Below are 12,389 nucleotides of genomic sequence, written 5' to 3'. Positions count from 1 at the left end.
GGGCCCCGCGTTCCGCCAACCTGGCCGGGGCCGCGCGCCCGATGATGACGAAGAACCCTGTGCCCTGGAACGAGTGCCGGGTCACAACCCGGCGGCAAAATGGAGCTCACCGGTCCCGGCGGCCCGCGCTCACCCCATCGCCACCAGGATCGCCAGCACCACGGCACCGGCGGCGGCGGGGCCGAGGATCTCCCACGCCCAGCGCACGGTCACCTCGCCCTGCGCGCTCTCCGCGTTCTCGCGCCCTTCCCACAGGTTCCGCAGGTCGTCCATGACCTGGTCGCTCGCGGCCCGCACGGGCCCCTGCCCCGCGGCCGGGGAAGGACCACCGAAGCCACCGAACCCGGTCCGGCCGCCGCGGCCGCTCCGACCGCTCCCCCGCCCGTCGCCGCCGCTCCCGCTCCCCGGCGTGCCCTGCGCCGCCGCCCGGGCCTCCCGCCGCGCCGCCGACTTGCGGGCCCGCAGCGACACCGGCACCGCCCACAGCTGGAACTTGGTCCCCGACTTGGCGACGACCTCGTTGGAGTATCCGGAGCGCAGCGCCGCGACCTGCCCCCAGGGCAGCACGACCACCCGGAAGGGATTGCGCACCCGCAGCCGGTCCTGGCCCGCGTACACGGCGGGCCGCAGGGTGAAGGCGACGACCAGCGGCACGACCAGGATGAGCAGGGCGAGCGCCAGCCACGGCGTCCGCCCCTCGCCCGCGACGATCGCGTCGATGCCGAGCCAGCCGACGAGGGCCAGCAGCAGGACCCCGCTGCCGATCCCGGCGGACGACCGGTGGACACGGTCGTCGAACTCGGGGTCCGGGGGCTGTGCGGAGGGCTGGTCTTCCGGGGTGGTCATGGCCCGATTCTGCCGCACGCCTCCGGCGGTGCTCCGGGCCGCCGGCCCGCCGTGGGGGTTCCGTCCGTGCGCGGGTGCGGGCCGCCCGGTGGCCGGTCGCGTAGTTCCCCGCGCCCCTTCCAGGTCGGACCGCTCACCCGGTGCCCCGAGGATCCGTCCTCGGGCTATACATCCGCTACGCGCGTAGATATGCTCGTCTGGTGACCATGCCCACCAATGCACCCACCGCAGCCCTCACGGACGTGACCTCGTCCGGCAGCACGCTGCGCCGCTTCCTCCACGGGCTGCCCGGCGTCGACGCGGTCGGCCTGGAGGCGCGCGCCGCCTCGCTCGGCACCCGTTCCATCAAGACGACCGCGAAGGCGTACGCCATCGACCTCGCCATCTCGATGGTCGACCTGACGACGCTGGAAGGCGCGGACACCCCGGGCAAGGTCCGGGCGCTCGGCGCCAAGGCGGTCCGCCCCGACCCGACCGACCGCACCACGCCCACCACCGCCGCGGTCTGCGTCTACCCCGACATGGTGGCCGTCGCCAAGGAGGCCGTCGCCGGCTCCGGCGTGAAGGTCGCCTCGGTGGCCACCGCGTTCCCGGCGGGCCGCGCCGCCCTCCCCGTGAAGCTGGCGGACGTCCGCGACGCGGTCGCGGCGGGCGCCGACGAGATCGACATGGTCATCGACCGGGGCGCGTTCCTCGCGGGCGACTACCTGAAGGTGTACGACGAGATCGTCGCCGTGAGGGAGGCCTCGGGGGCCGCCCGGCTGAAGGTCATCTTCGAGACCGGCGAGCTGTCGACCTACGACAACATCCGCCGCGCCAGCTGGCTCGGCATGCTCGCGGGCGCCGACTTCATCAAGACGTCGACCGGCAAGGTCGCCGTCAACGCCACCCCGGCCAACACGCTCCTGATGCTGGAGGCGGTCCGCGACTTCCGCGCCCAGACCGGCGTCCAGGTCGGCGTGAAGCCCGCCGGCGGCATCCGCACCAGCAAGGACGCGATCAAGTTCCTCGTGCTGGTCAACGAGACCGCGGGCGAGGACTGGCTGGACAACCACTGGTTCCGCTTCGGCGCCTCCTCGCTCCTGAACGATCTGCTCATGCAGCGTCAGAAGCTGGCCACCGGCCGCTACTCCGGCCCCGACTACGTGACGGTGGACTGATCATCATGGCTTCCGTGTTCGAGTACGCACCGGCGCCCGAGTCCCGCTCGGTCGTCGACATCGCCCCCTCCTACGGCCTGTTCATCGACGGCGAGTTCGTGGAGTCGGCCGAAGGCAAGGTCTTCAAGACGGTCTCGCCGTCGTCGGAGGAGGTCCTCTCCGAGATCGCGCAGGCCGGTTCCGAGGACGTCGACCGCGCGGTGAAGGCCGCCCGCAAGGCGTTCGAGAAGTGGTCGGCACTGCCCGGCGCGGAGCGGGCGAAGTACCTGTTCCGCATCGCCCGGATCATCCAGGAGCGCAGCCGTGAGCTGGCCGTCCTGGAGACCCTGGACAACGGCAAGCCGATCAGGGAGACGCGCGACGCCGACCTCCCGCTGGTCGCCGCGCACTTCTTCTACTACGCGGGCTGGGCCGACAAGCTCGGCCACGCGGGCTTCGGCAGCGCCCCCCGCCCGCTGGGCGTGGCCGGCCAGGTCATCCCCTGGAACTTCCCCCTGCTGATGCTGGCGTGGAAGATCGCCCCGGCGCTGGCGACCGGCAACACGGTCGTCCTGAAGCCCGCCGAGACCACCCCGCTCTCCGCCCTGTTCTTCGCGGACATCTGCCGCCAGGCGGGCCTGCCCAGGGGTGTCGTCAACATCCTGCCGGGCTACGGCGACGCGGGCGCCGCGCTCGTCGCGCACCCGGACGTGAACAAGGTGGCCTTCACCGGCTCGACGGCCGTCGGCAAGGAGATCGCGAAGACGGTCGCGGGCACCCGCAAGAAGCTCACCCTGGAACTGGGCGGCAAGGGCGCGAACATCGTCTTCGACGACGCCCCGATCGACCAGGCCGTCGAGGGCATCGTCAACGGCATCTTCTTCAACCAGGGCCAGGTCTGCTGCGCCGGATCCCGGCTGCTCGTCCAGGAGTCGGTCCAGGAGGAGCTGCTGGAGTCCCTGAAGCGCAGGCTCTCCACCCTCCGCCTCGGGGACCCGCTGGACAAGAACACCGACATCGGCGCGATCAACTCCGAGGAGCAGCTCGCCCGGATCACCTCGCTGGTCGAGCGGGGCGAGGCGGAGGGCGCCGAGCGCTGGTCCCCGGCCTGTGACCTCCCGGAGTCGGGCTACTGGTTCGCCCCGACGCTGTTCACCAACGTCACCCAGGCCCACACCGTCGCCCGCGACGAGATCTTCGGCCCGGTGCTGTCGGTCCTCACGTTCCGCACCCCGGACGAGGCCGTCGCCAAGGCGAACAACACGCCGTACGGCCTGTCGGCGGGCATCTGGACGGAGAAGGGCTCCCGCATCCTCGCGGTGGCGAACAAGCTCCGGGCCGGTGTCGTCTGGTCCAACACGTTCAACAAGTTCGACCCGACCTCGCCGTTCGGCGGCTACAAGGAGTCGGGCTTCGGCCGCGAGGGCGGTCGCCACGGCCTGGAGGCGTACCTCGATGTCTGAGCGCACCAACGAGCGTCTGACGGTCTTCAAGACCTACAAGCTGTACGTCGGCGGGAAGTTCCCGCGTTCGGAGAGCGGCCGGGTGTACGAGGTGACGGACTCCAAGGGCAACTGGCTGGCGAACGCACCGCAGTCGTCCCGCAAGGACGCCCGTGACGCGGTGGTCGCCGCCCGCAAGGCCTTCGGCGGCTGGTCCGGCGCCACCGCCTACAACCGCGGCCAGATCCTCTACCGCGTCGCGGAGATGCTGGAGGGCCGCCGCGAGCAGTTCGTGCGCGAGGTGGGCGAGGCCGAGGGCCTCGGCAAGTCCAAGGCGGGCGCCGTCGTGGACGCCACGATCGACCGCTGGGTCTGGTACGCGGGCTGGACCGACAAGATCGCCCAGGTCGTGGGCGGCGGGAACCCGGTCGCGGGCCCGTACTTCAACCTCTCCTCGCCCGAGCCGACGGGCGTGGTCGCGGTCCTGGCCCCGCAGGAGTCGTCCTTCCTGGGCCTGGTCTCGGTGCTGGCCCCGGTGATCGCGACGGGCAACACGGCGGTCGTGATCGCGAGCGAGAAGGCCCCGCTGCCGGCCCTCTCCCTCGGCGAGGTCCTGGCCACCTCCGACGTCCCCGGCGGTGTCGTCAACGTCCTGTCCGGCCGTACGGCGGAGATCGCGGCCCCGCTGGCCGCGCACCAGGACGTCAACGCGATCGACCTCGCGGGCGCGGACGAGGTCCTCGCGAAGGAACTGGAGATCGCGGCGGCGGACAACCTCAAGCGCGTCCTGCGTCCACAGCCTGTGGACGACTGGACGGCGACCCCGGGCACCGACCGCATGACGTCCTTCCTGGAGACGAAGACGGTCTGGCACCCGACGGGTTCCCTGGGCGCAGGAGGCTCGTCCTACTGACCACCGCCCCACTCCGGGGACGCGGGGAACTGCGCAGTTTCTTTGGGGGCGCGGGGAACTGCGCATCTTTGAGGGGCGCGGGGAACTGCGCATCTTTCAGGGGCGCGGGGAACTGCGCATCTTTCAGGGGCGCGGGGAACTGCGCATCTTTCAGGGGCGCGGGGAACTGCGCATCTTTGAAGGGCGCGGGGAACTGCGCGGTCGGCCACCTCGGCGGCGCAGTTCCCCACCGGCCTCAGCCGCCCAGCACCTTCGCCACATCCCCCACCACAGGAATCGCCCCGAGCGACTTCGCCTGCGCGAGAGGCGCGGTCAGCATCTGCGAGGTCAGCGGCCGGAAGTCGGCGACCTGCGTGCCGACGCCGTTGTCGAGGGGGTCCACACCCGTGCCCGCCAGCGGGTTGGGCTTGAGGCCCGTGAACGCCCCGGTGACGTACGGCAGCGTCGTCAGTACCCCCCGCACCCCGGTCTGCGGATCGATGGTGCCGAGCGAGGTCGGGCTGGTCCGCATCACGTCGACGACGGGTTCGCCCGGCGCCGCCGACGCGGCACCGGCGCCCGCGCCCAGCGCCACGGAGGCGGTCGCGAGGGCGGCGAACACGCGCCGGCCGGTGGGGTTCTGGGGAGAGGCGTGTCGGGCCATCGCTGCTGCCACCTTCTGCTGCGCAAGGTAATCGGATCGCCACAAAGGGTAGGCGAGGTGTGACGCGCGCTTCAAAGCCGACCCGCGGGGTCGTACCGGGCCCGAGGGATGCCGCACACTGGTGTCCCGTGAGCTCCCAACCGCCCATACCGACCCGAGTCGTGCTGCTCTGCGGCCCTTCCGGCTCCGGCAAGTCCCTTCTCGCCGCCCGCTCCGGCCTGCCCGTGCTGCGGCTCGACGACTTCTACAAGGAGGGCGACGACCCCACCCTGCCGCTGGTCGCCGGGAGCTCCGACATCGACTGGGACCACCCCGGGTCGTGGGACGCGGACACGGCCGTCGCCGCCATCGTGGAACTGTGCACGTCGGGCCGTACGCACGTACCCGTCTACGACATCTCGCTCAGCGCCCGCACCGGCACGGAGGCGGTCGAGGTGGGGCGGACCCCGCTGTTCATCGCGGAGGGCATCTTCGCCGCCGAGATCGTGGGACGCTGCCGTGAGCTGGGGGTGCTGGCCGACGCGCTGTGTCTGAGCCGGGGCCCGGTGAAGACGTTCCGCCGCCGTTTCCTGCGCGATCTGCGGGAGGGCCGCAAGTCGGTGCCGTTCCTGCTGCGCCGGGGCTGGCGGCTGATGCGGGCGGAGCGCTCCATCGTGGCGCGGCAGACCGCGCTCGGCGCGTACGCCTGCGACCGCGACGAGGCGATGGGCCGGCTGGCGTCGGCGGCGGCGGGCCGCTGCGCGCCCACGGCGCGCACGACGGCCTGACACCGGCCGCCCGCCCTCCGGATCCACTCGAACGAGGGACACCCCGAACCCCGGGACAGACGAAAAGCGGGACTGGATGGACCCCCCGGCCCTCCAGTCCCGCTTCCCCCGTTCCCCCCACGCCACCCCCCAGTGGCGTTTCCCCCGTGCTGCGCGGCACCGCTCTCCCGGCTTCCCCCGTCGGGCCCCCCGGTACCGCTCCCCCGTTTTCCCCCCGTTTCCCCGTTCCCCCGTGCTTCCCCCGTGACCCTCAGGCGACAAGCTCCCCGAAGGCGTCCTCCTCGTCACGGCCGAAGCTGAGGACCTGGTCCTCGCGCAGCCGGCGGAGCGACCGCCAGATGCTGGACTTCACCGTGCCGACACTGATGTCGAGGATCTCCGCGATCTCCGGGTCGGTGCGGCCCTCGTAGTAGCGCAGGACCAGCATCGTCCGCTGGAGTTCGGGCAGCCGGGCCAGCGCCTGCCACAGGACCGCGCGCAGCTCGGTGCCGCGCATCGCGTCCGTGTCGCCGGGCGTCTCCGGCAGCTCCTCGGTCGGGTACTCGTTCAGCTTGCGGCGGCGCCACGCGCTGATGTGCAGGTTCGTCATGGTGCGACGCAGGTATCCGCCGACGGCGGCCTTGTCGCTGATCCGGTCCCACGCCCGGTACGTCGAGAACAGCGCGCTCTGCAGCAGGTCCTCGGCCTCGAAGCGGTCGCCGGTGAGGTGGTAGGCGGTGGCGTACAGGGAGGCGCGGCGCTCCTGGACGTAGGCGGTGAACTCCGCCTCCGTCAGCGAGCGACGCTCCCCCGTGTCCTCCCTGTACGCGGCTCCCCCGTGAGCCTGTTCCCCCGTGTCAACCACCGTCATGAACCCGGTGTGCTGACGCCCGGTGCCGCGAGCGCACCCCCGCCCGCTCACGACACCGGACTTCTCGGCCCCCCGGCCGACGTTCACGTCGTGGAGCCGCGTGACGACTGCGACTGCGGTGGTGCTCTTACCGTGCAGCGTGTTCATCTCGCGCCCCCCGTCGTGGACTTCCGGTGTTTCGTTCTTTGCGGTCTTGCCTGTGACCAAAAGACTGCCGGGGTCACTTCATCGCCGTGTCCGCCGACTGTCACAGACCTGTCACAGGGGTCCGTCATGCCGACACCACAGCACGTTCACAGTCGTCCGGGGTACCCCCTCCGGCTTGGTGCCGCGGCGCCCACCGTGCCACCCTGACCTGGTGATTGCCGGCCTGGTGCTGTTCGACGCCCGCCTCCGCGCTTCGACGCGGACGCGGTAGCGCCGACCACCTCCGTACGACGTCCCGCGCCCCGCCCGCCAGGGCCGGGCGCCGCCGGTGCCTGCCCGCTCCCTCGTCGAAGTGCCCTCCGTGACCCGGCACTTACGATCACGAGGAGCTTCCGGTGTTCCCCACCGAGCCGTCACTCCCGCATGTCCCCGGCCCCGTAGTCCTCGCCGACGAGCGGCTGCGCGCCGCCACCGCACACCGTCTGGCCTGCGAGGGAACCATCCTGCTGTGGCGCGGCGACTTCCCCGGCGCCCGCCGGCTGCTGGCGGCGATGGACCGCCGTGTCCGCACCGCGCCCGTCCCCGCCGACGACCCGGCCGAGGCCTTCCACCTCCAGCGGCGCGCCCGCGCCCACCGCGCCCGCGTCCTGAACAGACTGCTGGTCGAGCTGTCGGACGACCACACCCTCGCCCTGCGCCGCGCCCCGGACGTCCGTGCCGCCTGCCGCGCCGCGTACGGCCCGCCGACCGGGCCCTCGGCCGTCCCGCTGCGCGAACTGCTCGGTGTGATCGGCGCCCACCAGTGGCGGCTGCGGGGCATCGAGGTGCCCGCGCTCGGCGCGCGGATCCATCCGCACTACGGCGTCTTCGCACCGACGCGGCACGAGTACGTCGATCTCGTCGCGCGGGCCCCGCTGCCGGCCTCGGTCCGTCGGCACCCCGGTACGGCCACCGCCTTCGACCTGGGCACCGGCACCGGTGTGCTCGCGGCCGTCCTGGCCCGCCGGGGCGTGGGACGGGTCGTCGGGACGGACGTCAACCCCCGCGCCCTGTCCTGCAACCAGGACAACGCCCGCAGACTGGGCCTGACCGGACGGATCACGACGGCCGCGGGCCTGTGGCCGACAGACCAGGTGCCCCAGACGGCCCTCGCGGCCCCTGCGGCCCCGGCGGGCCAGACCGTCTGGCCGGACCAGGCCGACCGAGCAGACCGGGCGAACCCAGCGGACCCGGCGGCCCCGGCGGGCCAGGCGGGCCAGACCGGCTGGGCGGACCAGGCCGACCGAGCAGACCGGGCGAACCCAGCGGACCCAGCGGACCCAGCGGCCCCGGCGGGCCGGGCGGGCCGGGCGGGCCAGACCGGCTGGGCGGACCAGGCCGACCGAGCAGACCAGGCGAACCCTGCGGACCCTGCGGACCCGGCGGGCCAGGCGGGCCAGGCGGGCCAGGCGGGCCGGACCGGCCGGGCGCACCAGGCCGACCGAGCAGACCGGACGGACCCGGCAGACCGGGCGGGCCGGGACGGGCTGGCGGGACGGGACGGGCTGGCGGGACGGGACGGGCTGGCGGGACGGGACGGGCTGGCGGATCTGGTCGTCTGCAACCCGCCCTGGGTGCCCGGCCGGGCCACCGCGCCGCTGGAACTCGGCGTGTACGACGAGGGCGGGGCGATGCTGCGCGGTTTCCTGACCGGTCTCGTACGGCATCTGCGGCCCGGCGGGGAGGGCTGGCTGATCCTCTCCGACCTCGCCGAACACCTCGGTCTGCGCACCCGCGCCGACCTGCTCGCCCAGCTCGAAACCGCAGGTCTGCGGGTACGCGACCGGCTGGACACGCACCCCCGCCACCGGCGTGCGCGGGACACCTCCGACCCCCTCCACGCCGCCCGCGCCGCGGAATGCATCTCCCTGTGGCGGCTCAGCCCCGACCCACAGGTCGAACGACAGCCCCCTCATGGGCCAGAATGAGCCCGTGCCTTCCCTGTTGCTGATCGAGGACGACGACGCCATCCGTACGGCCCTGGAGCTCTCACTGACGCGCCAGGGGCACCGTGTGGCGACCGCTGCGAGCGGTGAGGACGGTCTGAAGCTGTTGCGCGAGCAGCGGCCGGATCTGATCGTGCTGGATGTCATGCTGCCCGGCATCGACGGGTTCGAGGTGTGCCGGCGCATCCGGCGCACCGACCAGCTGCCGATCATCCTGCTCACCGCGCGCAGCGACGACATCGACGTGGTCGTCGGGCTGGAGTCCGGCGCCGACGACTATGTCGTCAAACCCGTCCAGGGCCGGGTGCTGGACGCCCGGATCCGGGCCGTGCTGCGCCGCGGGGAGCGCGAGTCGAACGACGCGGCGGCCTTCGGCAGCCTGGTCATCGACCGCGCGGCGATGACCGTGACGAAGAACGGCGAGGATCTCCAGCTCACGCCGACCGAGCTGCGGCTGCTCCTGGAGCTGAGCCGGCGGCCGGGGCAGGCGCTGTCCCGGCAGCAGCTGCTGCGGCTGGTGTGGGAGCACGACTACCTCGGTGACTCGCGGCTCGTCGACGCCTGTGTCCAGCGGCTGCGCGCCAAGGTCGAGGACGTGCCCTCGTCCCCGACGCTGATCCGTACCGTCCGCGGGGTCGGCTACCGCCTGGACGTCCCTCAGTGACGGACGAGCAGGAGGCACACCACGGCTGGTCCGCGGTGCGCAAGGGTCATCTGTCACGGCTGCGGTTCACCAGTCTGCGTCTCCGGCTCGTCGTCGTCTTCGGGGCGGTCGCGCTGACCGCCGCCGTGTCCGCGTCCGGCATCGCGTACTGGCTCAACCGCGAGGCCGTCCTCACCCGTACCCAGGGCGCGGTGCTGCGGGACTTCGAGCAGGAGATGCAGAACCGGGCGGGCTCGTTGCCCGAGCACCCGACCCAGGACGAGTTGCAGCACACCGCCGGGCAGATGGCCAACAGCAGCCAGCGGTTCAGCGTGCTGCTGGTCGGCGAGGACGCGGACGGCCGGACGGTGTACGGCAACTCCGGCGGGCTGAGCGGCTTCTCGCTGGACGACGTGCCGAAGTCGCTGCGGACGGCGGTGAACAAGAAGCAGGACGTCACCGGCGGCAACAAGTCGCCGTACCACCTGTACTGGCAGCGGGTCGTGGAACACGGCAAGCCGTATCTGGTGGCCGGTACGAAGGTGATCGGCGGCGGGCCGACCGGGTACATGCGCAAGTCGCTGGAGCCCGAGGCGAAGGACCTCAACTCGCTGGCCTGGTCGCTGGGGATCGCCACCGCCCTCGCGCTGATCGGCGCCGCGCTGCTCGCGCAGGCCGCCGCCACGACCGTGCTGAAGCCGGTGCACCGGCTGGGGGTCGCCGCGCGGCGACTCGGCGAGGGGCGTCTGGACACCCGGCTGCGGGTGTCGGGGACGGACGAACTCGCCGATCTGTCCCGGACGTTCAACCGGACGGCGGAGGCCCTGGAGAAGCGGGTCGACGACATGGCCGCGCGGGACGAGGCGTCCCGGCGGTTCGTCGCCGACATGTCGCACGAGCTGCGCACCCCGCTGACCGCCATCACCGCCGTCACGGAGGTGCTGGAGGAGGAGCTGGACGCCGAGTCGGGCAGCATCGACCCGATGATCGAGCCAGCCGTACGGCTGGTGGTCAGCGAGACGCGGCGGCTCAACGACCTCGTCGAGAACCTGATGGAGGTCACCCGCTTCGACGCCGGTACGGCGCGGCTGGTCGTGGACACCGTCGACGTCGCCGACCAGATCACCTTCTGCATCGACGCGCGCGCGTGGCTGGACGCGGTCGACCTGGACGCCGAGCGCGGCATCCACGCGCGGCTGGACCCGCGCCGGCTGGACGTGATCCTCGCCAACCTGATCGGCAACGCGCTCAAGCACGGCGGTTCCCCGGTGCGGGTGTCGGTGCGCGAGTCGGCCGAGGACGTCGTCATCGCCGTACGCGATCACGGGCCGGGCATCCCCGAGGAGGTGCTGCCGCACGTCTTCGACCGGTTCTACAAGGCGAGCGCCTCGCGGCCGCGCTCCGACGGCAGCGGGCTCGGTCTGTCGATCGCCCTGGAGAACGCCCACATCCACGGCGGCGAGATCACCGCCGCCAACTCCCCCGAGGGCGGCGCGGTGTTCACGCTGCGGCTGCCGAGGGACGCGTCGGAGCTGGTGGAACCGGGCGAGCAGGGGGCACAGGGCGCGAAGGCCGGGAAGGACAACAAGGGGGACGCCTGATGAACGTACGCCGTCTGCTCGCGCTGCCCCTGCTCGCCGGTCTGCTCACCGGCTGCGGGATCCGGGCCACCGAGGTGCCGACCGACTTCGGGGCCGCGCCGTCCCGGGTGCGCTGCTCGCTCAGCGATCCGGACGTGACGGCGCAGTCCGCGCGCGTGGGGGTGCCGGTACAGGTGTTCCTGCTGTGCGGCTCGTCGCTGGTGGCCGTCGACCGCTCGGTACGGGTCACCGACGGGGCGGCGGACTCCGAGCGGCGGGCGCTGGTGGCCCAGGGCCTGCTCGACCAGCTCGCCGAGTCGCCGTCGGCCGCCGAGAAGGAGGCCGGGTACACCACCGACGTGCGCGGGGGGATGACGGTCGGCGGGCCGGGCGCGAAGGATCCCGACGACGCGCTCCGGCTGAGCGTGCCGCCGGACACCCTCACCTCGTACGCGCTCGCCCAGCTGGTGTGCACCTTCTCCGACTCGGCCGCGGCCGAGGGCGACGGCTCGGTCGTCCTGGGCGGCCCCGGTTCCGACCCGCTGCGCCGCTACGAGTGCACGGACGAGGTCCGATCCCGGCCCGGCAGCACCGAGCCGCCGTCGTCGGCGGTCACCGGGAGCTGAGCCCGCCGATCCTCCTCTTCGCCTCTTCGCCGCCGGTGTGGCGGACGCCTCACGGGCGGCTCCGCAAGCGGTGTCGCCGCAGGTCACCGTCGGGTGGTGGGTGTGCGGCCGGGGGTGGGCAGCAAGGGCTTGCGGGAGTGTCGGGCGGGGAGCCGGAACCGATCGTGGCGGGGGGTGCGTCTAGGGGGTCGTGCAGCGTCAAGGCTCCATCGGCGGCAGCGCCGCGTTCCGTCTCCGTGCGACCGGGGTTGTCCTCCTGGCCGCACACCTCGTGTTCGTGGCCTGGGTCACGCTGCGCCCGCGGGACGTGCCCTGGGTGCTGCCGACCAATCTGCATCCGTTCGCCGGGATCCGCGCCGACCTGAGACTGGGCTGGCCCGAGGCGGCCCGGCGGATCGGCGGCGGGCTGGGGCTGCTGGCCCCGCTGGGTGTCCTGCTGCCGCTGGTGCACGGCCGGCTCCGGGTCTCGCCGCTCGCCTCCCTGATCCGTACGGTCGCGGCGGGGGCCCTGTTGTCGCTGGCGATCGAGCTGCTCCAGACCGGGGTGCCCGGTCAGGTCGTGGACGTGGACTCGCTGCTGCTGAACACCGTGGGGGTGGCGCTCGCGCATGCCGCGGTGGTGCCGGCGGCCCGGGTGTGGCTGCGCCGCAGAGGGGCGCGCCGGACGCCTGCGGCGGCCCTGCAGGAGGACGCGGCTCAGGGTCGGACCCCGAGGATTCCCAGGGTCGGCATCGCCCCGTAGGAGAAGGAATCTCGGGGTCGGGATGGCTCCGGAGAGTGACGCTTCGCGCTCTTCGGCTCCGTAGCG

12 protein-coding genes are annotated in these 12,389 nt (G+C 72.8%); 9 read left to right on the top strand and 3 right to left on the bottom strand.

The genetic code is table 11. The features are described 5' to 3' along the window. Positions 1-129: 129 nt before the first annotated feature. Positions 130-846: a PH domain-containing protein gene (locus ABZ490_RS31950; RefSeq protein ID WP_358997687.1), complete on the bottom strand. Its 717-nt coding sequence runs from the start codon at positions 844-846 to the stop codon at positions 130-132. 206 nt (positions 847-1,052) lie between these two features. On the opposite strand from ABZ490_RS31950, the gene deoC reads away from it, so the two are divergent. From deoC to ABZ490_RS31935, 3 genes are read left to right on the top strand one after another with little or no spacing between them, the layout of a single operon-like run. After that, a complete protein-coding gene (gene deoC, locus ABZ490_RS31945; RefSeq protein ID WP_358997789.1) occupies positions 1,053-2,006 on the top strand; it encodes a deoxyribose-phosphate aldolase in 954 nt (317 codons plus the stop codon). A 5-nt stretch (positions 2,007-2,011) separates the two neighbouring features. Continuing rightward, positions 2,012-3,448, top strand: coding sequence for an aldehyde dehydrogenase family protein (locus ABZ490_RS31940; protein WP_358997684.1), 1,437 nt, complete (start codon positions 2,012-2,014; stop codon positions 3,446-3,448). Beyond that, positions 3,441-4,340 (top strand): aldehyde dehydrogenase family protein, encoded by a 900-nt coding sequence (locus tag ABZ490_RS31935; RefSeq protein WP_358997681.1) that lies wholly within the window; start codon positions 3,441-3,443, stop codon positions 4,338-4,340. Before ABZ490_RS31940 ends, ABZ490_RS31935 begins: the two co-directional genes overlap by 8 nt. Before the next feature lie 235 nt (positions 4,341-4,575). Here ABZ490_RS31935 and ABZ490_RS31930 read toward each other — a convergent pair whose 3' ends face one another. Beyond that, entirely contained in the window at positions 4,576-4,983 is a 408-nt protein-coding gene (locus ABZ490_RS31930; protein ID WP_358997678.1) for a hypothetical protein, read from the bottom strand. A gap of 59 nt (positions 4,984-5,042) precedes the next feature. On the opposite strand from ABZ490_RS31930, the gene ABZ490_RS31925 reads away from it, so the two are divergent. Next, positions 5,043-5,750, top strand: coding sequence for a uridine kinase (locus tag ABZ490_RS31925; protein WP_358997675.1), 708 nt, complete (start codon positions 5,043-5,045; stop codon positions 5,748-5,750). A 250-nt stretch (positions 5,751-6,000) separates the two neighbouring features. Here the strand turns inward: ABZ490_RS31925 and ABZ490_RS31920 are convergent, their stop codons facing one another. After that, entirely contained in the window at positions 6,001-6,747 is a 747-nt protein-coding gene (locus tag ABZ490_RS31920; protein WP_358997672.1) for a SigE family RNA polymerase sigma factor, read from the bottom strand. A gap of 395 nt (positions 6,748-7,142) precedes the next feature. Between ABZ490_RS31920 and ABZ490_RS31915 the strand changes: the two genes are divergently transcribed. The 5 genes from ABZ490_RS31915 (at position 7,143) to ABZ490_RS31895 (ending at position 12,323) form a co-directional block, all read left to right on the top strand. Continuing rightward, positions 7,143-8,714, top strand: a complete 1,572-nt coding sequence (locus tag ABZ490_RS31915) for a methyltransferase (protein ID WP_358997669.1) — start codon at positions 7,143-7,145, stop codon at positions 8,712-8,714. A 4-nt stretch (positions 8,715-8,718) separates the two neighbouring features. Beyond that, on the top strand, positions 8,719-9,396 hold the full coding sequence (afsQ1, locus tag ABZ490_RS31910; RefSeq protein WP_199844574.1) for a two-component system response regulator AfsQ1: 678 nt from the start codon (positions 8,719-8,721) through the stop codon (positions 9,394-9,396). Continuing rightward, positions 9,393-10,976 carry a HAMP domain-containing sensor histidine kinase gene (locus ABZ490_RS31905; RefSeq protein WP_358997666.1) on the top strand — a complete coding sequence of 528 codons (1,584 nt, stop codon included), beginning with the start codon at positions 9,393-9,395 and terminating at the stop codon, positions 10,974-10,976. The genes afsQ1 and ABZ490_RS31905 overlap by 4 nt, the downstream gene beginning before the upstream one ends. After that, positions 10,976-11,581, top strand: coding sequence for a hypothetical protein (locus ABZ490_RS31900; protein WP_358997663.1), 606 nt, complete (start codon positions 10,976-10,978; stop codon positions 11,579-11,581). The genes ABZ490_RS31905 and ABZ490_RS31900 overlap by 1 nt, the downstream gene beginning before the upstream one ends. A gap of 190 nt (positions 11,582-11,771) precedes the next feature. Then, positions 11,772-12,323, top strand: a complete 552-nt coding sequence (locus tag ABZ490_RS31895; RefSeq protein WP_358997660.1) for a VanZ family protein — start codon at positions 11,772-11,774, stop codon at positions 12,321-12,323. Positions 12,324-12,389: the final 66 nt, after the last annotated feature.

Origin of the sequence: Streptomyces sp. NPDC005811 (assembly GCF_040630405.1) — a bacterium.
In the GTDB taxonomy this organism is placed as follows: Bacteria; Actinomycetota; Actinomycetes; order Streptomycetales; family Streptomycetaceae; genus Streptomyces.
Note: the sequence above shows the minus strand (reverse complement) of the source record. Positions and strands in the feature narration are given on the sequence as shown.